Source organism: Novosphingobium sp. BL-S-19 (assembly GCF_055521675.1).
Genome location: NZ_CM145497.1, coordinates 1,180,701 through 1,204,627, shown reverse-complemented (window position 1 = coordinate 1,204,627; position 23,927 = coordinate 1,180,701). Strand labels below are relative to the sequence as shown.

The following is a 23,927-nucleotide window of genomic DNA, read 5'->3' as shown; positions in this document are numbered from 1 at the left end:
GGACCCGCATCGGCATATTGCTAGCGACTCTGGCGGGGCTGGGCATCGCCGTCTGGACGATCGGCGCGGCCGGGCTGAAAGATGTGCTCGGCATCGCCGGCCGCATGGGCGCAGCCGGGTTTCTGCTGTACTGCTTGTGGTCGCTGGGTGTCTTCTTCCTGCTAGGCGCGGCATGGTTCGCGGCGGCGCCCGACGAAAACGGCCGATCCCTACCGCTTTCCGCCTGGCCGCTGTTCTCGTGGGCACGGATGGTACGGGAGGCGGTATCCGACCTGCTGCCGTTTTCGCAACTGGGCGGCATCATCGTCAGCGTCCGGACGCTGACGGCCGCCGCGCTTCCTTCCAACCGCGTGCATTGCTCTCTGGTAGTCGACATGACGACGGAGATGGCCAGCCAACTCGCCTACACATTGTTCGGGCTGGCGCTTATGGGTTCCCTGCTGATCGGGGACGGCGCGGCGGCGCAGTTGCGGCCGGCGATCCTTGGCGGCACGTTCGTCATGATCGCGATCATCCTGCTGTTCTTCGCCATGCAGCGCACCGCGCTGGATTTCACCAGCCGCCTTGCCGCCCGCCTCGTTCCCGGATCGATCGCCATGGCCGGTATCCGTGCCGAACTATCGCGCATCTATGCCCAGCGCGACCGCGTGGCCCTGGCCTTCGGCGCCAATCTGGCGGCTTGGATCGCCAGCGGCATCGGCGCGTGGCTGGCGCTGCGATGGATGGGCACCCATGCATCGGTCTGGGACATCCTGGCCCTGGAAAGCCTGATCTTCACGCTGCGCAGCGTGGCCTTCATCATCCCCGGCGCGCTGGGGGTGCAGGAGGCCGGCTATGCCTTCGCCGGCCCGCTGTTCGGCCTGCCCCCGGAAACTGCCCTTGCCCTGTCGCTCGCCAAGCGGGCACGCGATCTGGCCATCGGCCTGCCCACCCTGCTCATCTGGCAGGCGAACGAGATACGCGGCGTGGCGACCGGAAACGGGAAGTAGCGCTAGACGGCCACTCCCTCCCCCTGCCCGATCCCACGCACGACATCGGCAACGAGGCCCCGCAACCAGCGATGGGCCGGATCGTGGCGATAACGGACATGCCAACCCATCTCGACCGGGAACGTGCCGAGGTCGACCGGCGCCGGCAGCACCTTCAACCGTGGATCGTGGCGCAGCCGGCGGCAGATCAGATGCGGCAGGGTGGTGCAATAATCGGTAACCGCAACCATCTCCGCCACCGCGAAGAAGTTGGTGACCGAAAGCGCGACATCGCGCCGCAGATCCTGCGAGGCGAGCGCCTGATGCAGGCCGGCGCGGATACGGCCCGGCGGCATCACGTTCACATGGCGCAGCCGCTCGAACTGTTCACGCGTGATCGTTTCCCTGATCTCGGGATGGCCGGAACGGACGACGCATTCCAGCCCATCGTTCATCAGGTGCTGAACCACCAGATTGTCGGCCGGGTCGGTTATCCGGCCCAGCACCATCGCCGTCATGCCCGATACCACGCCCGTTTCGACCAGATCGTTGCTGTACGGCGTCAGGCGAAGCTTGATGCCGGGCGCCACCTCCGCCAGCCGGGCCACGATCGCGGGTACGAGCGCGAACTCGACATAGCCGTTGGGCGCAATGGTGAACTCTCGCTGGGCCCTGGCCGGATCGAAATCCTGCTGCCCCAATATCGCATCGTCCAGCCGCGCCAGCGCGTCCGCAATGCCCGGTGCCAGTTCCAGCGCCACGGGCGTAGGCTGGATGCCATAGCGTTCGCGGATGAAAAGCTGGTCCTGCAACATGGCCCGCAATCTGGATAGTGCGTTGGACATGGCCGGCTGCGTCATGCCCAGTCGCTCGGCCGCACGGGTGACGTTGCGTTCTTCCATCAGGGCGACGAAGATCGGCAGGAGATTGAGGTCATAGCGCATGAGATATACTCTCATCGATATGTCTAATATCCAAGAAATAAAGTTCTGAAATGCCTGATTGAGGCGCATTCAAGCGGTGCCCGCAAGGGACCACACCAACTTGATGGAGACTCAAATGACCAAGGGTACAGTGCTCGTGATCGGCTCCAACGCCACCCGGATCGAGGTTCAGGGCGGATGGGGCGCAACCGGTCAGTATCTCAACGAAACGGTCGTGCCGGCGATGGCGCTGATCGATGCCGGATACGACGTGGTCCTCGCCACGCCCGACGGCACCCAGCCGCACATCGACGAGGCATCGGACTCGGCCGCTCATTTCGAGGGCGATGAGGCTGCCTACGCCCGGGCCCGGGATTTCTTCTTCCACGATCCCGCGATGACCGGCGTGCGCACCTTGCGCCAGGTGATCGACGAGGGGCTGGACCACTACGCCGCCGTCTTCGTGCCCGGCGGTCAGGCCCCAGTGGTCGACCTGATGCAGAGCGCCGAACTGGGCGAAATCCTCCGGCACTTCCATGCGCAGGCAAAGCCGACCGCGCTTCTCTGCCATGGCCCGATCGCCTTGACCGCCGCGATGGAGCAGGCCCCGGCCTTCCGCGCCGCGCTGATCGCCGGAGACACCGCCAAGGCAGCCGAACTTGCGCATGACTGGCCCTATGCCGGCTATCGCATGACCGTCTTCTCGGCATCCGAGGAAAAGGTGGTCGAGGATAACATCCTCCACGCAAAGATGTATTTCACCATGCCGCAGGCGTTGACTGCAGCGGGCGGTAGGGTGGAAACGACGGCAACCGACTTCGCGCCGAACGTCGTGATCGACCGCGAACTCATCACTGGCCAGAACCCGCGCTCCGACCATCCGATCGCGGCGGCGCTGGTCAAAGCACTCGATGCGCGCCAGCGCTGATCCCGCGGCGAGCAGATGCGAACGCGCATGACCGGCGGGGCGCTTCGGCGCCCCGCTCTCCGGAATAAGGGACATCCGATGACGAACGTGAAGATCATGGCCATCCTCACCGCTCGCCCCGGCAAGGACGCCGAATTGCGCGAACTGCTGGACACAATGGTCACACAAAGTCGCGCGGAACCGGGAAATCTGCGCTACGATCTCTGGACCGACAGCTCCAATCCGGCCTGCCTCGTGCTCGATGAACTCTATGTCGACAGCGAGGCCGTGTCCGCCCATCGCACCTCAGCCCATTTCCAGACCTATCTCGCAACCATCAACGACCTCGCCGAACGCACGGCACTGACCCTCGACCCGCTGGTGGTCGCCTGACGAAAGGATGCAGACGATGGCACTCAAGGATATCCTCCCCAGCAAGCTGGGCTTCGGCGCCGCGCCGCTTGGCAACATGTTCCGCGCAATCCCGGAAGAGGAAGCGCTGGCCACGGTAGAGGCCGCCTGGAACGACGGCATCCGCTATTACGACAACGCCCCCTTCTACGGCGCCGGCCTTGCCGAGATCCGCATGGGAGAGGCGCTGAAGGGCAAGCCGCGCGACGAATATGTGATCAGCACCAAGGTCGGCCGCATCATCCTGGATGAGGTCGAGGACGTTTCGCTGCGCGACAACGGCGAAAAGGGCGATGTCTTTGCCAACGGCCGCCCGAACAAGGTGGTGAACGACTACAGCTACGACGCCACGTTGAAGTCGATCGAGGACAGCCTGAAGCGTCTCCACACCGATCATGTCGAGATCGTTTTCGTCCACGATCTCGCCCAGGATTTCTGGGGCGACGAATGGATCGCCCGGTTCGAGGAAGCCCGTGGCGGCGCGTTCAAGGCGCTGGATCGGCTGCGCGATGAAGGCGTGATCAAGGCATGGGGGCTTGGCGTCAACAAGGTGGAGCCGATCGAGATCCTGCTGGATCTTCAGGAACCGCGTCCGGACGCTTTCCTGCTGGCCGGCCGCTACACTTTGCTGGATCATGGACGCGCGCTTCAGCGGGTGATGCCGAAGGTTGCTGAACTGGGGCTGGGTGTCGTCGTCGGCGGGCCTTACAGTTCGGGTGCGCTCGTCGGCGGGCCGAATTTTGAATATGCGCCAGCCACGCCGGAAATCCTCGCAAGGGTCGCCGCGATCAAGGCGATTGCCGACCGCCACGGCGTTTCGATGAAGGCGGCGGGCATCCAGTTCTCGCTCGCGAATCCGGCTGTGGCGGCCGTCATCCCGGGCGCGAGCCGTCCGGAACGCATTGCCGAGGACAGCGCCGCCTATGCCGAGATCATTCCGGCCGCGTTCTGGGCGGAAATCCGCCAGGCAGGGCTGGTCGATCCCGCCGCGCCGCTGCCGGCCTGAAACGCTGATCTGAACCCTTCCGAATGCAGAAACGCCGCCCGTCTCACGGGCGGCGTTTCGCATGATCCAATGATTTCAGGCCTGGCCGAAACCCGGCGCGCCAAAGGATTAGTTGGCGCGTTCCGGCGGAACCACGGCGAACGGCAGAGCGGCAACGGCGATGCCTTCCTCCAGCAATTCCTTCGCCTGCTCCACGCTCGCCTCGCCGTGGATGGTTTCCTGCTCACGCTCGCCATAGTGCATGGCGCGGGCGTCGTCGGCAAAGCTCTTGCCCACGTAGCGGCTGTCCTTCAGCGCTTCGGTCTGCATCTTCGCCAACGCCTTGATCATCTCGACCGCCTGCGGTGGCAACGGAGCCGCCGACACCGGCACCGGAGGCGCGGATTGATCGCGCGGCGGCGACGCCGGCTGCGCGGCGCGCGTCGGAACCACCTCGCTCCGCTGGTTGCCCTTGCGGGTCAGTCGCGGCGCCTGCAGCGCCTTGTCGACCTCCGCCGTGCCGCACTGCGGGCAGCACAGCAGCCCCCGCTCCTGCTGGCGCGTGAAATCGTCCGAGGACTTGAACCAGCCCTCGAAACGATGGCGCTCGGCACGACATTCGAGATCATAGACAATCATTGAGGCACTTCTTACGCGAACCCGTTAGCTTCCATGGGCTATTTGGCGATCGCGCGGCGATTGGCAAGGCTCGGCAACTGGGCGCGAACTTCGGCAATGCGCGCGGGATCGAGATCGACGAAGCCCAGCCCCGCTTTCTCTCCGCCCATGTCCAGCAGGATATCACCCCAGGGATCAATCGCCAGACTGTGCCCGTAAGTATCGCGCCCGTCCTCATGATGGCCCACTTGCGCCGCACTGAGCACGAAGGCGCTGGCCTCCACCGCGCGGGCCCGCTGCATCAGATGCCAATGCGCTTTGCCGGTCGGCACGGTGAAAGCGGCAGGGGTCGCGATCACATCGCACGTTTCGCGGCCCAGTGCTTCGAACAGAGCGGGAAACCGCACATCGTAGCAGATCGCCAGCCCCAGACGGCCAAGCGGGGTTTCCACCGTCACCACCTTGTCGCCGGGTGCATAGGCGTTGGATTCGCGCCACGATTCGCCCGTCGACAGATCCACGTCGAACATGTGCATCTTGTCGTAACGAGCGCGGATTTCGCCCTTGTCGTCGATCACGAAGGCGCGGTTGGCATAGCGTCCGTCGCCACCTTCAGGCCGTACCGCCAGAGAGCCGATGTGCACCCACATGCCTTCACGCGCCGCCGCATCGCGCACCGATGCCAGCACGCGATCGTCGCCCTCGGCAACGATGTTGGCGGCAGCGCGATCGCGCTTGCGGTCCAGCAGGCCGGACATTTCCGGCGTGAACAGCATCGCCGCACCGCCTGCGCGGGCTTCTGCCACGGCGGCAACGATCGCTTCGGCATTGGCCGCGGGATCGATACCCGTGGTCATCTGGAACAGGGCGGCGCGCGTCATCGGATCAGAGCCCCAGCACGGGATCGAGTTCGCCCGCACGGTCGAGCGCGTTGATATCGTCGAATCCGCCATAGGGCTTTCCGTCCACCAGCACTTGCGGCACGGTGCGGGCGCCGGGCACGCGTTCTTCCATTTCGGCGCGCTTCTCGCCGCCCATGGTCACGTCGTATTCCTCATAGACCACGCCTTTGCCGTCCAGCAGCGACTTCGCCATGACGCAATAGGGGCAGCCCCACTTGGTGTAGATTTCGACCTTCGGCTGGCTCATCGAACGGGATCCTCCAAAAGGGGTAGCGTCCCCTTGAAAGCCGGGGGCGCTATCATATCTAGGGATGCGAGTCATGGCCCGCCATGGGGATGGCTCGAACATGCGGCGCCGGCGATCCGGGCCGCTTGCAACGAAGATTGCTCATAAGAGGATTTTTGTCATGAACCGTATCGACTTTACCCCCTATCGCCGCACCATGGTCGGGTTCGACCGCCTGTTCGACATGATCGAAAACCAGGCCCGCGCGAACGCAGGCGACAAGTATCCGCCCTTCAACATCGAACGCCGCGGCCCCGATGCCTATCGCATCACGCTGGCGCTGGCGGGCTTCAAGCCGGCAGATATCGACATCACCGCACAGGCCAACCTCCTCGTCGTCAAGGGCCACAAGCCCGAGGAAACGCCCGAAGGCGAGATGCTGCACGTCGGCATCGCCCAGCGCGGTTTTGAACGTCGCTTCGAACTGGCCGATTACGTCCGCGTCGACAGCGCAGACCTGGCCGACGGCCTGCTGGTGATCGACCTCGTGCGCGAAGTGCCAGAAGCGATGAAGCCCAAGAAGATCGCGATCGGCGGCAATACGCTGACCGTGGTCGAAGGCGGCTCGGACGAGACTGCAGCGGCCTGATCCCGCTTCAAGACACTGACATGATTGGGGGCGGTCCGGCTATCCGGGCCGCCCTTTTTGCGTGCACCGCACTCTTGAGAGCCTTTTCCGCGCTGGCGTCGGTGGCAGGCTGGCGATAAGTCCCGCGCTTTCTGCACAATGCGGGCCGCTGTCTTCCCATGCTTTCGATCCTTTCGGTCGTCCTGCCGATCTTCGCACTGACTTTCGTGGGCTGGCTTGCCCGCCGCGTCGGCATCTTCGGCCCGCAATCGACCACCGAACTGAACCGCTTCGTCGTCTATCTGGCCCTGCCTGCGCTGCTGTTCGACATCGTCGCCAAGGCGAACCTCGACCAACTCTGGCAGCCGGGCTTCGTTGCCGTCTTCGCGCTCAGCACCTTCCTGTTCTTCGTTCTGACAGTCGCGGTCAGCCGCTGGCTGGGGCGGGAGATCGGCAACGCCGCGATCCTGGGGCTCAACTCCAGCTATTCGAACACGGCCTTTCTGGGCTTTCCGCTGCTGCTGGCAACGCTGGGGCCAGCCTCGCAGACGCTTACGCTGATCGCCACGATCAACACCGTCTGCGTGCTCTTCGCCCTTGCCATCGTGCTGATCGAGTTCGGCAACCAGAAGGGCGGAAATCCGGCAGTGATCGCCTTGCGCGTGGGGCAGGCGCTGTTCCGCAATCCGCTGGTACTGGCACCGCTTGCCGGTGCCGCCGTGATGGCCAGCGGCCTTGGCGTGGCCGCGCCGCTGGACGCGTTCCTGAAGCTGCTGGGCTCTGCCGCAAGCCCCTGCGCGCTCGTCTGCCTGGGCATGTTCCTGGCCGAACCGCGTGACAAGGGCGAGGGCTCGCTGGCGGAGACGGCAACCCTCGTTGCCCTCAAGCTATTCGTCTATCCGGCGCTCACGCTGGTGCTGGCGCTTTGGGTATTCCCCCTGCCCGCGGCGCTGCGCAATGCGGCGGTGCTGCTGGCCGCGCTCCCTACCGGCACCGGGCCTTTCATGCTGGCGGAATTCCACCGCCGCGAAGGCGCTTTAACCGCAAAGGTGATCCTTGCCTCGACCGTCCTTTCCGTCGGCACGGTGACTTTGCTGCTCTCCCTGTTGCGCTGAAAGCGGGCAATGAAAAAGGGCCGATTCCGCTGAGGAACCGGCCCTTTTTCGATTTCAATCCGCCCGAAGGATCAGACCAGACGCGCCTGACGCAGTGCGGCGGCGATGAAGCCCTTGAACAGCGGGTGCGGTTCGAAGGGGCGCGACTTGAGTTCGGGATGGAACTGCACGCCCACGAAGAACGGATGTTCGGGACGCTCGACGATCTCGGGCAGCAGGCCGTCGGGCGACATGCCCGAGAAGATCAGGCCGTTGCCTTCCAGCGCATCACGGTACTTGGCGTTCACCTCGTAACGGTGGCGGTGGCGCTCCGAAATCTCGGTCGAATCGTAGATCGAGGCGACGTGGCTGTTGGCCGAAAGCATCGCCGGGTAAGCGCCAAGACGCATCGTGCCGCCCAGATCGCCGCCTTCGGCGCGGGTCTGCAGTCCGTCCTCGGTCATCCACTCGGTGATGATGCCGACCACCGGCTCCTCGGTCGGGCCGAACTCGGTGGAACTGGCCTTCTGGATACCGGCGGCGCGGGCGCCTTCGATGCAGGCCATCTGCATGCCAAGGCAGATGCCGAAGAACGGCACTTCACGTTCACGCGCGAAGCGGACAGAAGCGATCTTGCCTTCCGAACCGCGCTCACCGAAGCCGCCGGGCACCAGAATGCCGTGCATCGGTTCCAGGGCGGCGGCGATTTCCGAATCTTCCTTCTCGAAGATTTCGGCATCGATCCACTGGACGTTGACCTTCACGCGGTTGGCCATGCCACCGTGGACCAGCGCCTCGTTCAGCGACTTGTAGGCATCGGGCAGGCCAACGTACTTGCCGACCACGCCGATGGTCACTTCGCCTTCGGGGTGTTCGAAACGGTCGGTGATGTCGTTCCAGCGCGTCAGTTCCGGGCCGGGGGCAGTCATGCCGAAGTGGTGCAGCACTTCCGCGTCCAGACCTTCCATGTGATACTGCAGCGGAACGGCGTAGATGTTCGGCGCGTCGAGCGCGGGGATGACCGCCTGCGGACGCACGTTGCAGAACAGCGCGATCTTGCGGCGCTCGCTCTCCGGCAGTTCGCGGTCGCAACGGCACAGCAGGATGTCGGGCTGGATGCCAAGGCCGGTCAGTTCGCGCACCGAGTGCTGCGTCGGCTTGGTTTTCAGCTCACCCGCCGCCGCGATGTAGGGCACCAGCGTAACGTGGACGAAGCAGGTCTGCTCACGGCCCAGTTCGTTGCGCATCTGGCGCAGCGCCTCGACGAAGGGCAGGCCCTCGATATCGCCGACGGTACCGCCGATTTCGCAGAGCACGAAGTCAAGGTCGTCAGTATCGGCCAGCGCGAAATCCTTGATCGCGTCGGTCACGTGCGGGATCACCTGCACGGTGGCGCCCAGGTAGTCGCCGCGGCGCTCCTTGGCGATGATGTCGCGATAGATGCGGCCAGAGGTGATGTTGTCGCCCTGGTGGGCCGAAACGCCGGTGAAGCGCTCATAGTGGCCAAGGTCGAGGTCGGTTTCGGCACCGTCATCGGTAACGAAGACCTCACCGTGCTGATACGGGCTCATCGTGCCCGGATCGACGTTCAGATAAGGGTCGAACTTGCGAATGCGGACGCGGTAACCGCGTGCCTGAAGCAGAGCCGCGAGGCTCGCCGCCATGAGACCTTTGCCGAGCGAGGAGACCACGCCGCCGGTGATAAAAATATGCCGCGCCATGGGAGTCGGCCCTTAAATTGCATGGGGGCACGAGGGCAAGAGCCCTGTACCGCAATCCACAAAACAAAACAGATCAAATGCCGCCTGACAACGCCAGACGGCATTCGTGTTACAATGATACGCCGGAAGTTACCGGGTCAGATCAGTGACCGGCAGCACCCGAAAGCGGATCGTTGGCCGGGGCCTGCTGACCGGCTGCCGGGCTGGCAGCAGGGCTTGCAGGAGCACCACCGGCCGGAGCCGCGGCCGGATTGGCCGCGCCGGCGAGCGGATCGGACTGCGCAGGCGCGGCAGGCGCCGGTGCAGCGGGGATCGCGTCACGCTGAAGCGAGGTGTCGACGTCGTCGCCGGTCTTGCCGACGGCCAGCGCCGCAAGGACGATCGAGAGAATCACGAAGACCGCGGCAAGGCCGCCGGTCGCACGCGTCAGAAAGTTTGCCGCGCCGCGTGCCGAAAGCATGCCCGAGGGGCTGCCGCCGACGCCGAGGCCGCCACCTTCCGACTTCTGCACCAGAATCACGAGCACCAGCAGAAGAGCGACGATCGCCTGGACAACGGTCAGGAAAGTGAACAGCATCGTGTAAATCTCAATCTTTCGAAGGGGGCGAATTATCACCCCGCGATTCAAGCCGCGCAGATAAGCGCTGCGGCGCTTCTGCGCAAGCCATCAGCCGGATTTGGGCGACAATCGTAGCCCGCCCCGATCCGGCGAAACCCAAAAACGGCTTCAGTCGGCGGTCAGCAGCGCGGCCGCGCCAATGATTGCCGTGAAGCTTTCGGCGCTCAGGCTGGCACCGCCGACCAGCGCCCCGCCCACTTCAGGCACGGAGAGCAGTTCGGCCGCGTTCTCAGCCTTTACCGAGCCGCCGTAGAGAATGCGCACGTCCGCGCCGCCTTCGCCATAAAGCGCGACAAGCTTCGCGCGGATCGCCGCGTGCATTTCGGCCACGTCCTCGATCGAAGGCACGCGGCCGGTGCCGATCGCCCAGACCGGCTCATAGGCGATGGAAAGCTTCTCGGGTGCCCCGTCAACGCGCGGGCACGAACCTTCAAGCTGGCCGGAAACGATCGCAACGGCATCGCCGGCATCGCGCTGCGCTTCCGTCTCACCCACGCAGAGAATCACTGCAAGGCCCGCGCCCAGCGCGGCCTGCGCCTTGGCGTTCACATCTGCATCGCTCTCACCGTGGAGCGTCCGGCGCTCCGAATGGCCGAGAATGGTGAAGTCCGCACCGGCATCCTTGAGCATGGGGGCGGAAATATCGCCGGTGAAGGCGCCGCTTTCCTCGGCACGGCAATCCTGACCGCCAACACCGATCAGTTCCACGGTATCGCGCATGCGGAAGATCAGCGTGGCGGGCGGCGCCAGCGCAACCTGCACCCTGGGAAAGCGTGCGGCAGTCCGGTCGATCGCCCGTGCCTCGGTCAGCATCGCGCGCGTGCCGTGCATTTTCCAGTTACCGACGATGTAAGGCAGTGCGGCCATTTTCAACTAAAACCCTGATTCATTTATCTGCATCCGGCTGCCCATCTACCACTTCGCCTACCACGAGAGCGGGAATCGGCCGAACGCTTGCGAGGCGCTGCTAGGCAGCCGGGCCCGAATTGTCAAAATCCCCAGCCTGCCAACTCAGCAAAACCGCCTGCACGGGATGCAACTTGTCTCATTGCGGGTATGAAGACGGGAATGTGAGACGGGAAGCTGCCATGAGCGGCGACGTCAGCCATTGCAGGATTGCATTGCGCCCCCTAAAGCCAGCGCCCGCATCGGTTATGCCTTTGCGCTTGTCCGCACATTCGTTTCACGCTGATCGGCCCGGTCCATGCTCTCATTCTTCCGTACCTTCCTGAAGTCCAAGATCGGTGCCGGCATCGCGCTGGCAGTGCTCGTGCTCATCACGCTTGCCTTCGCGGGCGGCGATATCAACGGCCTGCGCAACTCCGCCGGCCTTGGCAGCGCCACGGCGATTGCGACGGTGGGCGGCAAGAACATCGAGGCGAGCGAACTGTCGACCGCGGCCAATTCGCAGCTGGAACAGATCAAGCAGCAGAACCCGACCGCGACGATGAAAATGCTCGTTGCCGAGGGTGGGCTTGAGCGCATTCTTGACGAACTGATCGCACGCACCGCCATCGGCGTGTTCGGCAAGGACGTGGGCGTCGTTGCCAGCAAGCGCCTGGTGGACAGCGAAATCGCCCGCATCCCCGCGTTCCAGGGCGTGGATGGCAAGTTCAGCCAGGATGCGTTCCGACAGGCGCTGGCCCAGAAGAACATCCCCGAACAGGCACTGCGCGACGACTTTTCGCAGGGCCTGATCGCCCAGCAGGTCATGGTGCCCGCACAGTTCGGTGCGACCATGCCGCTGTCGCTGGCCCAGCGCTATGCCGCCCTGCTGGAGGAAAACCGCAAGGGCCAGGTCGTTACCCTGCCCTCGATCGCCTTCGCGCCCACCCAGGCCCCCACGCAGGCAGAGCTGGAAGGGTTCTACAAGACCCATTCCAACATGTTCGTCCGCCCAGAGCGCCGCGTGATCCGCTACGCCACCTTCGGCGAGGACACGCTGAAGAACGTGGCCGCCCCCACCGATGCCGAAATCGCCAAGCGCTACGAAGCCGACAAGCCGGCCCTCTATGCCGCGCGCGATGCCCGCAAGATCACCCAGCTGATCGTGCCGACCGAAGCTGCCGCCAAGGCTGTCGCCGCCGAAGTCGCTGCCGGCAAGTCGCTGGAACTGGCTGCCACCGAAAAGGGCCTGTCGGCCGCCAAGCTTGAATTCTTCAGCCACGATGAACTGGCGGGCCAGTTCTCGCCGGCCCTGGCCGACGCCGTGTTCGCCACGCCGGTCGGCAAGCTCGCCGCACCGCAGAAGAGCGCGCTGGGCTGGCACCTGATCCGCGTGGAGCAGGAGCAGAAGACCGCCGAACGTCCGCTTGCGGCCGTCCGCGAGGAAATCGCCGCCAAGCTGACCACGGAAAAGCGCAAAGCCGCCTTCACCGATCTGCTCTCGCGCATCGATGAGGAGTTCACCAGCGGCGCCAGCCTCGTCGAAGTCGCCAAGGCGATCGGCGCCACGGTTTCCTCCACGCAGCCCGTCACCGCCACCGGCGCCGTCTATGGCAAGCCGGGCGAGACGATCCCGGCCGAACTGCAGCCGATCCTTTCGACCGCGTTCTCCATGGATCAGGAAAAGCCGCAGCTGGGCCAGCTCACCCCCGGTACGACCGCCACGCCGACCACGGCCGGCTACGTCGTCTATGACGTGACCGACATCACCCCTTCGGCGCCCGCGCCGTTCAAGGAAATCGTCGCCGACGTGACCGAGGCCTGGAAGCTGGACAAGGGCTCCGCCGATGCCAAGGCCGCAGCGCTGAAGGTCATGGCTGCCGTGCGCGGCGGGAAGCCGCTGAACCAGGCGGTCGCCGGTCTCGGCAAGACGCTGCCCCCGGTGCAGGATGTGGCGATGAGCCGCCCGATGCTGACCGAAGCCATGCGCCAGGGCCGTCAGGTTCCGCCGCCCGTCTCGCTGCTGTTCCACATGGCCAAGGGTACCGTTAAGGTGCAGTCGGCCGGTGCCGGTCGCGGTTGGTTCGTGGTCGCCCTGAACGACGTGGAAACGCCCAAGGCGCAGAACGACGTCGTGGTGAAGGGCACCCAGCGCGAACTCGGCAGCCAGCTCGGTTCGGCTTATACCGATGCACTTGCCAACGCGATCAAGAAGCAGGTCGGGTTCCAGAAGCACGACGCCGCGATCAAGACCGTGCGCGACCAGCTTGGCGGCACCCCCGCCGCCAACTGATCCCAAATACGCCAAGTAAAGGACACCCACCCAGATGAAGCGCGAATCGGATCGCGAAGAGGCACTGTCACGGCTGCGCGAGGGTAAGCCCGCGCTGCTCTGGCGCAGCCTCGTCGCCGATACCGAAACGCCTGTCGCCGCCGCTCTGAAGCTCTTCACCGAAGGGCGCGGCGACTTCCTGCTCGAATCGGTGGAAGGCGGCGCTGTGCGCGGCCGCTACAGCCTGCTCGGCCTCGATCCGGACCTCGTGTTCCGCGCCGAGGGCCATGCCTGCGCGATCAACCGCAAGTGGCAGCACGACCGCGAGGCGTTCGAGCCGCTGCCCGGCGACGCACTGGTGGAACTGCGTCGCCTCGTCGAATCGTGCCGGTTCGACGTTCCGGCGGAACTGCCCAAGGCGCTCGCCTGCCTCGTCGGCTATTTCGGCTACGAGACGATCGGCCTTGTCGAAAAGCTGCCGCGCGCGCCGCAAAGCGCGCTCGAACTGCCCGACATGCTGTTCGTCCGCCCCTCGCTGATCCTGGTGTTCGACCGGTTGGGCGACGAACTGTTCTGCGTTGCCCCGCTCTGGCCGGAAAACGGCGCGCCGGAGAGCCTTGTCGAAACCGCTGCCGAGCGGATCGACGAAGCCCTGCGCAAGCTGGCCGAGCCCTTCCCCGCCTCGCCCGCCATCGCGGACCTGCCGGAGCCGGTGCGCACGCCGGTGATGGCGGCCAATGACTACAAGGCGATGGTCACCCGCGCGAAGGACTACATAGAGGCAGGCGACATCTTCCAGATCGTGCTGGCGCAGCGCTTCACTTGCGAATTCCCGCTGCCGCCGGTCGCGCTTTACCGCGCGCTCCGCCGCATCAATCCCTCACCGTTCCTCTATTTCCTCGACCTGCCCGGCTTCGCGCTGATCGGTTCGAGCCCGGAAATCCTGGTCCGCGTGCGCGAAGGCGAAGTCACGATCCGTCCGATCGCCGGCACCCGCCCGCGCGGCAAGACGGTGGCCGAGGACAAGGCCAACGAGATCAGCCTCCTGGCCGATCCCAAGGAACGCGCCGAGCACCTGATGCTGCTCGACCTCGGCCGCAACGATGTCGGCCGCGTCTCCGCCGCCGGCACCGTGGAAGTGACCGACAGCTACACGATCGAGCGTTACAGCCACGTGATGCACATCGTCTCGAACGTGATCGGCCGGCTCGATACGAACAAGCACGATGCCATCGACGCGGTCTTCGCGGGCTTCCCGGCCGGCACCGTCTCCGGCGCACCCAAGGTTCGCGCCTGCGAGATCATCGCCAGCCTCGAACCCGAAACGCGCGGCGCCTATGCCGGCGGCGTCGGCTACTTCGGGCCGGATGGCACGGTCGATTCGTGCATCGTCCTGCGCACCGGCGTGCTCAAGGACGGCGTGCTCCATGTGCAGGCCGGCGCCGGCATCGTGGCCGACAGCGATCCCGACTACGAGCATCGCGAGTGCGAGGCCAAGTCCGGCGCCCTGTTCGCCGCCGCGCGCGAAGCGATCCGCGTCGCCGGAGAACCGGGTTTCGGCCAGTGAAGCGCGCCGCTCTGGCGGCTGCGTTCACACTCGTTGCCTGTTCGTCCGGCGCCCAGCAGCCGCAAAAGCAGGCGGAAGCCCCGCCTCCGCCGCCCTGCGAAGGCGCTTCGTTCGAAGGCGCGAGTTTCACGCACTGCACCGCCACGCCCGGTCGCCACACGATCCACCTCGTTCTGGGGCCGAAGAATGGCGCGCCCTATCGCAGCCTCTCGCAGCTTGCGGTAAGCCGGCCCTCGGGCAGCCCCGCGGTCGCCTTCGCGATGAACGGCGGCATGTTCGACGCCGACGGCAAGCCCATCGGCTATGCCGTGATCGAGGGTCAGCGCGTCCATGCGATCAACACCAACAAGGGCTGGGGCAATTTCCACCTCCTGCCCAATGGGGTGTTCTTCGGCGACGCTGCCGGCCACTGGCAGGTCCGCACGAGCGAGGACTTCGCCGCCCATGTCGACAATCGCCCGGATTTCGGCACCCAGTCGGGCCCGATGCTGGTGATCGATGGCAAACTGCACCCGAAGATCGACGCCGATGGCCAGTCGCTCAAACTGCGCAATGCCGTCGGGGTGGACCGGCAGGGCCGCGCCCACTTCGTGATTTCGGACGAGCCGGTCTCGTTCGGCAAACTGGCGCGGCTATTCCGCGACAAGCTCGATTGCCCCAACGCGCTGTTCCTCGACGGCAGCGTGTCCTCGCTATGGGACCCCGAACATGGGCGCGTGGACGGCGGACCGCCGCTCGGCCCCTTGATCGTCGTCGAGAAAAGCGCAAAGGGCTCTAGCGGAAAGGACAGGCCATGATCCTCGTCATCGACAACTATGACAGCTTCACCTGGAACCTGGTCCATTACGTGATGGAACTGGGCGCCGAAGTCGAAGTGGTGCGCAACGATGCACTCTCTGCCGGACAGGCGATTTCCAGCGGCGCGCAGGGCTTCCTGATCTCGCCCGGCCCCTGCACCCCCAACGAGGCCGGCATCAGCCTGGACCTCGTGGGCGCTGCGGCCGATGCCGGAAAGCCGCTGCTCGGCGTGTGCCTCGGTCACCAATCGATCGGCCAGTACTTCGGCGGCAAAGTCGTGCGCGGCGGGCTGATGCACGGCAAGACCAGCCCCGTCACCCATGACGGTACCGGCGTCTTCGCCGGCCTGCCCTCGCCCTTCACGGCCACGCGCTACCACTCGCTGATCGTCGAGGACATTCCGGAGACACTGGTGGTCAACGCGCGTTCGGACGACAACCATGTGATGGGCTTCCGCCATGCGACGCTGCCGATCCAAGGCGTGCAGTTCCACCCGGAAAGCATCGCCACGCAGCACGGCCACGAAATGCTGGCGAACTTCCTGCGGACTTGCGGCATCGAGCCAAAGCTCCCGGTTCGCCTCGACACCGGCCTGAAGGTAGCATGACGACGATGATCCTGCCCGATCCTCTCCACCCTATCGAGGAAGCCGAGGCCGAAGAGGCTTTTGGCGCCATTCTCGATGGCCGCGTGGGTGACGACGCCGTCGTCCGCTTCCTCCTCGCCCTTACCGAGCGCGGTGAGACGGCGAGCGAGATCGCCGGCGCCGCCCGCGCCATGCGCAGCCGCATGATCCCCATCGACGCCCCTGCCAACGCCATCGACGTTTGCGGAACTGGCGGCGATGGGCATCACACGCTCAACGTATCGACCGCAGTTTCGCTGGTCGTCGCGGCCTGCGGCGTGCCGGTCGCTAAGCACGGCAATCGCGCCGCCAGCTCCAAGGCCGGCGCGGCAGATACGCTGGAAGCGCTCGGCCTCAATCTCGACCGCGCGGCCGAAACGGCGGAAGAGACGCTGGGCGATCTTGGCATCTGCTTCCTGTTCGCCGCCCGTCATCATCCCTCGATGGGCCGCATCATGCCGATCCGCAAGGCGATCGGCCGCCGCACCATTTTCAACCTGATGGGCCCGCTCGCAAACCCCGCGAATGTGCGCCGCCAGCTCGTCGGCATCGCCCGCCCGGCCTATGTGCCGATCTATGCAGAGGCGCTGATGAGCCTTGGCAGCGAGCACTCCTTCGTGATTTCCGGCGATGAAGGGCTCGACGAGTTGAGCCTTGCCGGCGGCAATGAAGTGGCCGAGATCCGCAGCGGCGAACTCTCGATGCGCCGCGTCGGGCCGGAAGACGTGGGCCTCCCGCTCTCGCCGGTCGGCGCTATCCGGGGCGGTGATGCCGCCTTCAATGCCGATGCCCTGCGCCGCCTGCTGCTGGGCGAACACGGCCCCTATCGCGACGCCGTGCTGCTCAATGCCGCCGGCGCGCTGATCGTGGCGGGTGAGGTCGAAACCTGGCGCGAAGGCGTGGAGGAAGCGGCCGAAGCCATCGACAAGGGCCTCGCCAACGCCTTGCTCAACTGCTGGATTTCCGCGCTCAAGGCCTGAGCCGCGCGAGAGGGTTACAATGTCCAACAAGCTTACCGAAATCTGCGACACCAAGCGCGAGGAAGTTGCCGAGCGCAAGACCGTTGCGACCATGGCCGACCTCGACGCCCATGCCGCCTATCAGACCGCCCCGCGCGGTTTCGAGGCGGCCCTGCGCGCCAAGGCTGCAACCGGCTTCGCGCTGATCGCCGAAATCAAGAAAGCTTCGCCATCGAAAGGCCTGATTCGGCCTGATTTCCGTCCGGCCGAACATGCCGTGGCCTATGAGCGCGGCGGCGCGGCCTGCCTCTCGGTGCTGACCGACGCACCGTACTTCCAGGGCCATGAGGACTTCCTGATGGACGCACGCGCTGCGTGCGCGCTGCCGGTGATCCGCAAGGACTTCATGGTCGACCCTTGGCAGGTAGCCGAAGCCCGCTCGATCGGCGCCGACGCGATCCTCATCATCGTCGCCGCGCTCGACGACGTGCTGATGGCCGAAATCGAAGCCGCCGCCCACGAGCGCGGCATGGACTGCCTTGTCGAAGTTCACAACGAATCCGAGATGGAGCGCGCAAGTCGCCTGAAATCGCGGCTGATCGGCGTGAACAACCGCGATCTCAAGCGCTTCGTCACCGATATCGGCACCACCGAGCGCCTCGCTCCGCTGGCCCCCGAAGGCACGCTGCTGGTGGCCGAGAGCGGCATCAATACCCACGCCGACCTCGAAAGACTCTCGGGTTGCGGGGCGCGGACCTTCCTCGTTGGCGAAAGCCTGATGCGCGAGGTTGACGTCGAAGCGGCGACCCGCGCGCTGCTGACCGGCGCCTGATCCTCAGGCCAGCGGCAACATCAATTCGGTAAGCGCCTCTGCCGCAGACGCCTGCGGATAGAGGCGCACCCGCTCGCAAAAGAGCGGAAAGTCGCGCAGGGCCTCGCCGCTGCCGGGCAGCCAATCGCGATAGAGATGCAGCGCGGGTCCTTCCAGATCCATCGCCGGGCCTGTCACGGCCAGAACCGCGCAGCGCCCGCCGGGGATTTCCTCGATCCTGACCTTATCGTCGCCAACAAACCATGAGGGCACGGACGCGCACAGCCATACCCGGTGATCATCTTCAGGTGATGTGCGCGGATCGGTTGGGAATACATTGAACGTGCGGCTTTTCTCCGGGGTAAATCCGGCATCTCGACGCCAGTCGATAAAGCGGCGAACGCTATCCCCGATCAGCGCAGGATCGCCGCGATGCTCCAACACCGCTACGCGAATGGGTGCGAATTCCCGGATTTCGACTTTTGCCGTCATCACGTCATTCATGGCTCTGCTCCTTGCTGCCTGAAGTGACGCGCTCACCGCTTCCCATGCCGACCAATCCGGCGAAGACCGAAACGCCGATGGCGTCTGGCCGAGCTGCGCACGGAATGCCCGCGCGAAGGCTTCGGGCGTCTCGTACCCGGCATCCAGCGCCGCATCGATCACCCGCGTGCCGGGCTTGAAGGCAAGCTGCATTCCGGCCCGGTGCAGCCGCGAAAGCTGCACGAAGCGCTGAAGCGGCATCCCGCACAGCGCCCGAAACTGTCGATGGAAGTGAAAAGGCGAAAACCCCGCCCAGGCCGCGATCGTTTCGAGGTCGAGCGCGGCGTCCGGCTCAGCCTCGATCCGCTCCACCACCTGCGCCATCCGTTCCAGATAGCGCCGCTGGAATAGTCCAGGTGATTTCGGGGTTTGCGTCATGGCCACCGTATTGGCACGAAGGAATCCGGCCTGCCTGACCGATCTTGCGGAATTCGCCTTGCGGTTCCTGTCCTACTGTGACGAAATCTGCCATCGCAACGCCATGACCAGTCGCCCGTTTTTCGTTGAAAGCGCAAAAATTCGCCAGTTCGGTGCCTTCCGCTATTTCACTTCAGAACCGTGTCAACTGTGTCAACCGACCTGTCACCTTGCAACGCACATGAGCCGCCCGAAATGACCAAGAGCCTCACCCACATCGATTCGGATGGCACCGCCCGCATGGTGGATGTCGGCGCCAAGCCGGATACCCAACGCCTCGCCATCGCATCCGGACTCATCACCATGACGCGGGAGGCGCTCGACGCGATCCGCGCCGGCAATGCGCCCAAGGGCGATGTGCTGGGAACGGCCCGGATTGCGGGGATCATGGCGGCAAAGAAGACCTCCGACCTGATTCCGATGTGCCATCCGCTGCCGCTCGACGCGGTCAACGTCGACTTCCGTTTCGAGGAAGACGGCATCCGCGCGATCGCCACGGCCTCGCTCACAGGCAAGACCGGCGTCGAAATGGAGGCAATTACGGCAGCTTCCATTGCCCTCCTGACGATCTACGACATGGCCAAGGCACTCGACAAAGGCATGGTGATCGGCGCGATACGGCTGATCGAAAAGCGCGGCGGCAAGTCCGGCGTGTGGATCGCGGCAGGCGCGATCTGATGGCCCGGCAGCCCATGCTCTCGCTGGAAGATGCCCAGGACCGCCTGCTGCAGCTTGTCGAGCCCACGCCGGTCGAGCGCGTCGATGTGCCCAGCGCCCTCGGCCGCTATCTGGCCGAACCCCTGGTTGCCCGGAGGACTCAGCCCGCGCGCGACATTTCGGCAATGGATGGCTACGCGGTTGCGGAAGGCGATACCGCCGGGCCCTGGCATGTCGTGGGCGAAAGTGCCGCGGGGCATCCTTACGAAGCCGCCGTCACGCCGGGGCAGGCCATTCGCATTTCGACCGGCGCCCTGATCCCTGCCGGCGCAGGAGGAGTCATCCTTCAGGAAGATGTCACGCGCGATCAGCATCGCGTCACCTTGACCGGCGAAGGCCCCACCCCGCTGCACAAACATATACGCCGCCAGGGTATGGACTTCCCCGAGGGGCGGGAAATCCTGCCGTCCGGCACCCGTATCGGCGCCGCCCAGGCCGCACTCGCGATCGTGGCGGGGCACAAGCACTTGCCGGTTCGAAGGATACCGCGCCTTGTCGTGATCGACAGCGGGGACGAACTGGCCGTGGATCCGGAATGCTGCGAACCGCATCAGATACCCGCCAGCAACGGCGCCATGCTCGCCGCGATGGGCCAAAGCCTTCCGGTCGCGGTCGACAGAATCGGCCCGGTGGGCGACGATCTCGACGCCCTGATCCGCGCCTTCGAATCTGCCGGTGACGCGGATGTCATCGTTACCAGCGGCGGCGTTTCCGTTGGCGATCATGATCTCGTTCGTCCCGCACTCGAAGCATGGGGTGCCGATCTGGATTTCTGGCGCGTGGCAATCCGGCCGGGCAAGCCATTGCTGGTGGCGCGAAAAGCGCGCGGCCAGCGCGCGCAGATCGTGATCGGATTGCCGGGGAATCCGGTCTCCAGTCTCGTAACCGCATACCATTTCATGTTGCCGGCTCTTCGCGCGTTGCTCGGCGCCCGCAGGCCTGCACAGATGCCGTTGCTGACCCGCTTGGCCGACGCCTTGCCGCCCAGCGGCGATCGACGCGAATTCGTGCGCGGCCTTTGGGATGGCGAAACCGTCAGCGCCCATAGCGTGCAGGACAGCAGCGCCTTGGTCTCTCTGGCCACAAGCAATGTTCTTATCGATCGCCCCGGCAACGCCCCCGCTGCCAATCGCGGGGATACGGTTTGGGTATACTTGCTCCAGAATGGCGGTATTGCTTGACGCTACCGGATTCGTTGCTTAATTGTTCCCTCATTGTTCGCGAATGAACCTCCATGTGTTCTTCGCGAAGGGAACAGACCGCCAATCTCGGCGAAGCAGGTGAGGCAGCCAGATGTTGACGCGCAAGCAGCACGAATTGCTCCGGTTCATTCAGGTTCGCCTTGAAGAAAGCGGGGTCTCGCCCAGCTTCGAAGAAATGAAGGATGCGCTGGACCTCAAATCGAAGTCGGGCGTTCACCGGTTGATTTCGGCGCTGGAGGAACGCGGCTTTATCCGTCGTCTCCCCAATCGGGCCCGCGCCCTTGAAGTGCTTCGCCAGCCTGACGATGTGACCAATAAGGCCCCTGCTGCCGCCGCCACGCCTGCGACACCGCGAGAAGCGCCCGCTGCACTGCGCGCGGCTCCGCGGGCTCCGGAACCGGCCAACGACGTAATCGAGATACCGCTACACGGCCGCATCGCCGCCGGCGTTCCGATCGAGGCAATCGAAGGTCAGGCGACGCTGCCGGTGCCGGCAGCCCTGCTGGGCTCGGGAGATCATTATGCGCTTGAGGTTTCCGGTGATTCGATGATCGAGGCCGGTATTCTCGATGGCGATCTGGCGCTTGTTAAGCGCACCGACACGGCGCGCGATGGGGAAATCGTGGTGGCCCTCATCCGCGGTGAGGAAGCCACCCTCAAGTATCTCCGCCGCGAAGGGCCAAAGGTTCGGCTCGATCCGGCGAACGCCGCATACGAGCCCCAGATCTACGGCGCCGGGGAAGTGCAGGTTCAGGGCAAACTCGCAGGCATTTTGCGCCGCTATCACTGACAAGGGGTACGGACCCGATCGCCGGACTGGCATCGCTGCACAGGCTCGCGACATTCTTGGGGTGTTTTCCAATCGGGTGAAAACACCGGATGGTTCGGAAAACGGGATATACGGGAGTTGGAGGGGTTGATCCGAGGCAGTCGGATCAACCCCTCCAAATATCTCACCAGCCGTGGCTACCATGGCTTTGGGCCACCGTTCGCAGCGCCTGACCTTCCAGATCTATAACGATCCCGCCCGTTTGCTTCAGCATGGGACGATCGATTTTCAGCCATCGCGGCTTGCAGCTTTGCGGCAGCGAGCGATCGGCAATGACGATATCCGCGCGGCCGCAGGCCCGTGCCAGCGAAGGGATCGGCACATAAGCATCGCTGCGCGCGATCAGAACATGCCACATCCTCTCACCTCGCCGGAAGGCCGCCGCGCAAAAGTCGTTATTGCATCGGACCTCACGCTGTCCGGGCAGAGCGAGCGGCAGTTCGCGCTGCCCGGTAACTTCCAACATGTTGTCCAGCGCATAGCCGCTTCTGCTCTCACGCAGGATAGCCAGGCGCCCATCCCCCACCGTCATGCCAATGTAATGGCCGTCACCACTCACCAGAATGTCGGGAGGACCGATCAGCGCCAATCCGGCGACACCCGCAAACGCCGGAACGAGACCGAGAAAACGCACCTTCCCCGACCATAAGGCCAGCCACAAACCGCCTGTGACGAACAGGAGAAAATGCCCCGCTCCCATCACCGGAAGGAGGCGAACCGCGCCGGGAATATCCGCAACGACGTGGGCAAGCTCAAGAAGGAGCGCAATGGCGTGGCCTGCAAGCCACCATACCGGCGCTCCAAGACCGACGACGTCGAGAAGGAGCGCAATGGCCACAAGGGGCATGACGGCGAAAGTCGTCAGCGGAATGGCCACGAGATTGGCCAGCGCGCCAAAAACGCCTGCACGGTGGAAATGATAAAGGGCAATCGGCATCAGAACCAGGTCGATCGCGACGCCGGTCACCAGCATCAGCGCTGCCGACCTCAAGACTCGCATCGGCACGCTTTCATCGCGTGGCGCCATCCAGCGACGCACCGGCGCTGCCTTCGCCACCGCGATCAATGTAAGCACCGCCGCAAAACTCATCTGAAAACTGGGACCGACGATAGCCTCAGGCCACAACACCATGACGAGAAACGCCCCGGTCGCCAGCATTCGAACCGACAACGCTTCACGCCCCAGCAACATCGCGCCCAGCACCAGCAGGGCGCCCGCGCAAGAGCGGACGGTGGGCACCTGCGATCCCGTCAACAGGGTATAGCCGATCCCCGCCAGACCACCCAAGGCCGCAGCCACCACCGGCAGGCGCCATCGCAGTGCGATCGCGGGGGAAAGCGCCAGCAAGCGAATGGCAAGAAAATAGACTGCGCCGATCACGGCGCTGACGTGAAGCCCGCTGATGGAAAGCAGGTGCGCCAATCCCGCATCGCGCATCGCCTGCGCGTCATCCGCGGCGATTGCGCCCATATCTCCCGTTGCAAAGGCTATGGCAATCCCGGCCTTTGTGCCCTCAAGCTGAGACCGGATATGTCCGGAGAGGTCGGCCCGCCATGCCGCGAAAACATCCGTCCCGTTCCCGGGCTCCAAAACCTCGACGGGTGCCAGCGCCCGTCCGGACGCCGAAAGCCCTGCAAACCAGGCAGCGCGCGCAAAATCGTAGCTTCCCGGCAGCATCGGAGCGGCAGGAGGGACCAGCCTTCCGCGAAACCGGATCAGGGCGCCCGTCTCGGGTGCCTGGCCCGCGCCCATCACCCCCAAATCATGGGGCAGGCTCAGCCGCACCTTGATCGCCCGGCCCGTGCCAGGCTCCCGCATTGCCAGCAGCAGACGGTTCTGACTGAACGCCGGCATTTCCTCGATCGCGAGCACGCGACCCTCGAACGTACCGGTCAAGGGCCGGGGAATCGGGGGCGCCCCGATCACCGTCGATCTCCCCCAGGCGGCCAGACAACCAAGCGCCAGGACGATCATGAACGACATTCCGGCGAGACGTAGCAGCGGAAAATTGTCCCGACCGTGCCGCCAGACGCCGAGTCCGATTGCACCGCTCGCACAAATTGCGCAAAACGCAATCCACCAGTGGGCGTCTGGCATGGTAAACCACGCCGAAATTCCGGCCCCGAAGCCCACCGCAAGCCATGGTCCGCGGTCGAAAGTGCAGTTCGAAAGAAAACACTCGACACCAGCCAAACTGCTCGACATGTGGCTCTGGCTGATCCATGGGCGATGCTGCAATGCAGCGGCTCCGGCGAGGGCCGGAACATCGGGATCATCGATCGTGGCGGCCTGGCTCCCC

Annotated in this window: 25 protein-coding genes; 16 read left to right on the top strand and 9 right to left on the bottom strand. The window is 64.9% G+C overall.

The genetic code is table 11. The features are described from left to right. Window positions 1–17: 17 nt before the first annotated feature. On the top strand, window positions 18–989 hold the full coding sequence (locus ACZ1JV_RS05250) for a lysylphosphatidylglycerol synthase domain-containing protein (protein WP_465148646.1): 972 nt from the start codon (window positions 18–20) through the stop codon (window positions 987–989). 2 nt (window positions 990–991) lie between these two features. On the opposite strand, the gene ACZ1JV_RS05245 is transcribed toward ACZ1JV_RS05250, so the two are convergent. Next, window positions 992–1,927, bottom strand: coding sequence for a LysR family transcriptional regulator (locus tag ACZ1JV_RS05245; protein WP_465148645.1), 936 nt, complete (start codon window positions 1,925–1,927; stop codon window positions 992–994). A 100-nt stretch (window positions 1,928–2,027) separates the two neighbouring features. Here ACZ1JV_RS05245 and ACZ1JV_RS05240 point away from each other — a divergent pair, with 100 nt between their 5' ends. The 3 genes from ACZ1JV_RS05240 (at window position 2,028) to ACZ1JV_RS05230 (ending at window position 4,215) form a co-directional block, all read left to right on the top strand. Beyond that, a complete protein-coding gene (locus ACZ1JV_RS05240; RefSeq protein ID WP_465148644.1) occupies window positions 2,028–2,819 on the top strand; it encodes a type 1 glutamine amidotransferase domain-containing protein in 792 nt (263 codons plus the stop codon). 78 nt (window positions 2,820–2,897) lie between these two features. Continuing rightward, complete coding sequence (locus tag ACZ1JV_RS05235) at window positions 2,898–3,191, top strand: putative quinol monooxygenase (RefSeq protein ID WP_465148643.1); 294 nt, start codon at window positions 2,898–2,900, stop codon at window positions 3,189–3,191. Between the two features lie 16 nt (window positions 3,192–3,207). Continuing rightward, window positions 3,208–4,215: an aldo/keto reductase gene (locus ACZ1JV_RS05230; protein WP_465148642.1), complete on the top strand. Its 1,008-nt coding sequence runs from the start codon at window positions 3,208–3,210 to the stop codon at window positions 4,213–4,215. A gap of 108 nt (window positions 4,216–4,323) precedes the next feature. Here ACZ1JV_RS05230 and ACZ1JV_RS05225 read toward each other — a convergent pair whose 3' ends face one another. From ACZ1JV_RS05225 to grxC, 3 genes are read right to left on the bottom strand one after another with little or no spacing between them, the layout of a single operon-like run. Beyond that, on the bottom strand, window positions 4,324–4,833 hold the full coding sequence (locus ACZ1JV_RS05225; RefSeq protein WP_465148641.1) for a DUF1178 family protein: 510 nt from the start codon (window positions 4,831–4,833) through the stop codon (window positions 4,324–4,326). A gap of 38 nt (window positions 4,834–4,871) precedes the next feature. Further along, window positions 4,872–5,693 (bottom strand): carbon-nitrogen hydrolase family protein, encoded by an 822-nt coding sequence (locus ACZ1JV_RS05220; protein WP_465148640.1) that lies wholly within the window; start codon window positions 5,691–5,693, stop codon window positions 4,872–4,874. 4 nt (window positions 5,694–5,697) lie between these two features. Continuing rightward, window positions 5,698–5,961: a glutaredoxin 3 gene (gene grxC / locus ACZ1JV_RS05215; protein ID WP_465139890.1), complete on the bottom strand. Its 264-nt coding sequence runs from the start codon at window positions 5,959–5,961 to the stop codon at window positions 5,698–5,700. A 160-nt stretch (window positions 5,962–6,121) separates the two neighbouring features. Between grxC and ACZ1JV_RS05210 the strand changes: the two genes are divergently transcribed. Both ACZ1JV_RS05210 and ACZ1JV_RS05205 read left to right on the top strand, forming a co-directional pair. Then, the gene (locus ACZ1JV_RS05210; RefSeq protein WP_465148639.1) at window positions 6,122–6,589 is read left to right on the top strand and encodes an Hsp20 family protein; all 468 of its coding nucleotides are present in this window, start codon (window positions 6,122–6,124) and stop codon (window positions 6,587–6,589) included. Window positions 6,590–6,747: 158 nt separating this feature from the next. Then, the gene (locus ACZ1JV_RS05205) at window positions 6,748–7,683 is read left to right on the top strand and encodes an AEC family transporter (protein ID WP_465139892.1); all 936 of its coding nucleotides are present in this window, start codon (window positions 6,748–6,750) and stop codon (window positions 7,681–7,683) included. A 71-nt stretch (window positions 7,684–7,754) separates the two neighbouring features. Here the strand turns inward: ACZ1JV_RS05205 and ACZ1JV_RS05200 are convergent, their stop codons facing one another. From ACZ1JV_RS05200 to tpiA, 3 genes are all read right to left on the bottom strand, one after another. Then, window positions 7,755–9,383 (bottom strand): CTP synthase, encoded by a 1,629-nt coding sequence (locus ACZ1JV_RS05200; protein WP_465139893.1) that lies wholly within the window; start codon window positions 9,381–9,383, stop codon window positions 7,755–7,757. Between the two features lie 142 nt (window positions 9,384–9,525). Then, a complete protein-coding gene (secG, locus tag ACZ1JV_RS05195; RefSeq protein ID WP_395395740.1) occupies window positions 9,526–9,957 on the bottom strand; it encodes a preprotein translocase subunit SecG in 432 nt (143 codons plus the stop codon). Between the two features lie 153 nt (window positions 9,958–10,110). Next, window positions 10,111–10,869 carry a triose-phosphate isomerase gene (tpiA, locus tag ACZ1JV_RS05190; protein WP_465139894.1) on the bottom strand — a complete coding sequence of 253 codons (759 nt, stop codon included), beginning with the start codon at window positions 10,867–10,869 and terminating at the stop codon, window positions 10,111–10,113. A 337-nt stretch (window positions 10,870–11,206) separates the two neighbouring features. Between tpiA and ACZ1JV_RS05185 the strand changes: the two genes are divergently transcribed. The 6 genes from ACZ1JV_RS05185 to trpC are packed head-to-tail and all read left to right on the top strand — an operon-like array spanning window position 11,207 to window position 17,940. After that, the gene (locus tag ACZ1JV_RS05185) at window positions 11,207–13,180 is read left to right on the top strand and encodes a peptidylprolyl isomerase (RefSeq protein ID WP_465148638.1); all 1,974 of its coding nucleotides are present in this window, start codon (window positions 11,207–11,209) and stop codon (window positions 13,178–13,180) included. Between the two features lie 34 nt (window positions 13,181–13,214). Continuing rightward, window positions 13,215–14,726, top strand: a complete 1,512-nt coding sequence (locus tag ACZ1JV_RS05180; RefSeq protein ID WP_465148637.1) for an anthranilate synthase component I family protein — start codon at window positions 13,215–13,217, stop codon at window positions 14,724–14,726. Then, window positions 14,723–15,523, top strand: coding sequence for a phosphodiester glycosidase family protein (locus tag ACZ1JV_RS05175; RefSeq protein ID WP_465148636.1), 801 nt, complete (start codon window positions 14,723–14,725; stop codon window positions 15,521–15,523). The genes ACZ1JV_RS05180 and ACZ1JV_RS05175 overlap by 4 nt, the downstream gene beginning before the upstream one ends. After that, window positions 15,520–16,131 carry an anthranilate synthase component II gene (locus tag ACZ1JV_RS05170; protein ID WP_465148635.1) on the top strand — a complete coding sequence of 204 codons (612 nt, stop codon included), beginning with the start codon at window positions 15,520–15,522 and terminating at the stop codon, window positions 16,129–16,131. Before ACZ1JV_RS05175 ends, ACZ1JV_RS05170 begins: the two co-directional genes overlap by 4 nt. 5 nt (window positions 16,132–16,136) lie before the next feature. Continuing rightward, entirely contained in the window at window positions 16,137–17,129 is a 993-nt protein-coding gene (trpD, locus tag ACZ1JV_RS05165) for an anthranilate phosphoribosyltransferase (protein WP_465149782.1), read from the top strand. 19 nt (window positions 17,130–17,148) lie between these two features. After that, window positions 17,149–17,940, top strand: coding sequence for an indole-3-glycerol phosphate synthase TrpC (gene trpC / locus ACZ1JV_RS05160; RefSeq protein WP_465148634.1), 792 nt, complete (start codon window positions 17,149–17,151; stop codon window positions 17,938–17,940). Between the two features lie 3 nt (window positions 17,941–17,943). Here the strand turns inward: trpC and ACZ1JV_RS05155 are convergent, their stop codons facing one another. After that, on the bottom strand, window positions 17,944–18,786 hold the full coding sequence (locus ACZ1JV_RS05155; protein WP_465148633.1) for an AraC family transcriptional regulator: 843 nt from the start codon (window positions 18,784–18,786) through the stop codon (window positions 17,944–17,946). 52 nt (window positions 18,787–18,838) lie between these two features. On the opposite strand from ACZ1JV_RS05155, the gene ACZ1JV_RS05150 reads away from it, so the two are divergent. From ACZ1JV_RS05150 to lexA, 4 genes are all read left to right on the top strand, one after another. Beyond that, entirely contained in the window at window positions 18,839–19,078 is a 240-nt protein-coding gene (locus ACZ1JV_RS05150) for a hypothetical protein (protein ID WP_465139901.1), read from the top strand. After that, on the top strand, window positions 19,075–19,557 hold the full coding sequence (gene moaC / locus ACZ1JV_RS05145; RefSeq protein WP_465148632.1) for a cyclic pyranopterin monophosphate synthase MoaC: 483 nt from the start codon (window positions 19,075–19,077) through the stop codon (window positions 19,555–19,557). The genes ACZ1JV_RS05150 and moaC overlap by 4 nt, the downstream gene beginning before the upstream one ends. Beyond that, entirely contained in the window at window positions 19,557–20,777 is a 1,221-nt protein-coding gene (locus ACZ1JV_RS05140) for a molybdopterin molybdotransferase MoeA (RefSeq protein WP_465148631.1), read from the top strand. Before moaC ends, ACZ1JV_RS05140 begins: the two co-directional genes overlap by 1 nt. A 112-nt stretch (window positions 20,778–20,889) precedes the next feature. Next, entirely contained in the window at window positions 20,890–21,588 is a 699-nt protein-coding gene (lexA, locus tag ACZ1JV_RS05135) for a transcriptional repressor LexA (protein ID WP_465148630.1), read from the top strand. A 163-nt stretch (window positions 21,589–21,751) separates the two neighbouring features. Here lexA and ACZ1JV_RS05130 read toward each other — a convergent pair whose 3' ends face one another. Continuing rightward, a complete protein-coding gene (locus tag ACZ1JV_RS05130) occupies window positions 21,752–23,833 on the bottom strand; it encodes a ComEC/Rec2 family competence protein (protein WP_465148629.1) in 2,082 nt (693 codons plus the stop codon). Between the last annotated feature and the right edge of the window lie 94 nt (window positions 23,834–23,927).

What these genes read in the sequence shown, in the direction of transcription:
- ACZ1JV_RS05245 (WP_465148645.1), bottom strand. Translation starts at nt 1,927, where the DNA reads ATGAGAGTATATCTCATGCGCTATGACCTCAATCTCCTGCCGATCTTC.
- ACZ1JV_RS05240 (WP_465148644.1), top strand. Translation starts at nt 2,028, where the DNA reads ATGACCAAGGGTACAGTGCTCGTGATCGGCTCCAACGCCACCCGGATC.
- ACZ1JV_RS05235 (WP_465148643.1), top strand. Translation starts at nt 2,898, where the DNA reads ATGACGAACGTGAAGATCATGGCCATCCTCACCGCTCGCCCCGGCAAG.
- ACZ1JV_RS05230 (WP_465148642.1), top strand. Translation starts at nt 3,208, where the DNA reads ATGGCACTCAAGGATATCCTCCCCAGCAAGCTGGGCTTCGGCGCCGCG.
- ACZ1JV_RS05225 (WP_465148641.1), bottom strand. Translation starts at nt 4,833, where the DNA reads ATGATTGTCTATGATCTCGAATGTCGTGCCGAGCGCCATCGTTTCGAG.
- ACZ1JV_RS05220 (WP_465148640.1), bottom strand. Translation starts at nt 5,693, where the DNA reads ATGACGCGCGCCGCCCTGTTCCAGATGACCACGGGTATCGATCCCGCG.
- grxC (WP_465139890.1), bottom strand. Translation starts at nt 5,961, where the DNA reads ATGAGCCAGCCGAAGGTCGAAATCTACACCAAGTGGGGCTGCCCCTAT.
- ACZ1JV_RS05210 (WP_465148639.1), top strand. Translation starts at nt 6,122, where the DNA reads ATGAACCGTATCGACTTTACCCCCTATCGCCGCACCATGGTCGGGTTC.
- ACZ1JV_RS05205 (WP_465139892.1), top strand. Translation starts at nt 6,748, where the DNA reads ATGCTTTCGATCCTTTCGGTCGTCCTGCCGATCTTCGCACTGACTTTC.
- ACZ1JV_RS05200 (WP_465139893.1), bottom strand. Translation starts at nt 9,383, where the DNA reads ATGGCGCGGCATATTTTTATCACCGGCGGCGTGGTCTCCTCGCTCGGC.
- tpiA (WP_465139894.1), bottom strand. Translation starts at nt 10,869, where the DNA reads ATGGCCGCACTGCCTTACATCGTCGGTAACTGGAAAATGCACGGCACG.
- ACZ1JV_RS05185 (WP_465148638.1), top strand. Translation starts at nt 11,207, where the DNA reads ATGCTCTCATTCTTCCGTACCTTCCTGAAGTCCAAGATCGGTGCCGGC.
- ACZ1JV_RS05180 (WP_465148637.1), top strand. Translation starts at nt 13,215, where the DNA reads ATGAAGCGCGAATCGGATCGCGAAGAGGCACTGTCACGGCTGCGCGAG.
- ACZ1JV_RS05170 (WP_465148635.1), top strand. Translation starts at nt 15,520, where the DNA reads ATGATCCTCGTCATCGACAACTATGACAGCTTCACCTGGAACCTGGTC.
- trpD (WP_465149782.1), top strand. Translation starts at nt 16,137, where the DNA reads ATGATCCTGCCCGATCCTCTCCACCCTATCGAGGAAGCCGAGGCCGAA.
- trpC (WP_465148634.1), top strand. Translation starts at nt 17,149, where the DNA reads ATGTCCAACAAGCTTACCGAAATCTGCGACACCAAGCGCGAGGAAGTT.
- ACZ1JV_RS05155 (WP_465148633.1), bottom strand. Translation starts at nt 18,786, where the DNA reads ATGGCGCAGGTGGTGGAGCGGATCGAGGCTGAGCCGGACGCCGCGCTC.
- ACZ1JV_RS05150 (WP_465139901.1), top strand. Translation starts at nt 18,839, where the DNA reads ATGGCCACCGTATTGGCACGAAGGAATCCGGCCTGCCTGACCGATCTT.
- moaC (WP_465148632.1), top strand. Translation starts at nt 19,075, where the DNA reads ATGACCAAGAGCCTCACCCACATCGATTCGGATGGCACCGCCCGCATG.
- ACZ1JV_RS05140 (WP_465148631.1), top strand. Translation starts at nt 19,557, where the DNA reads ATGGCCCGGCAGCCCATGCTCTCGCTGGAAGATGCCCAGGACCGCCTG.
- lexA (WP_465148630.1), top strand. Translation starts at nt 20,890, where the DNA reads ATGTTGACGCGCAAGCAGCACGAATTGCTCCGGTTCATTCAGGTTCGC.
- ACZ1JV_RS05130 (WP_465148629.1), bottom strand. Translation starts at nt 23,833, where the DNA reads ATGTCGAGCAGTTTGGCTGGTGTCGAGTGTTTTCTTTCGAACTGCACT.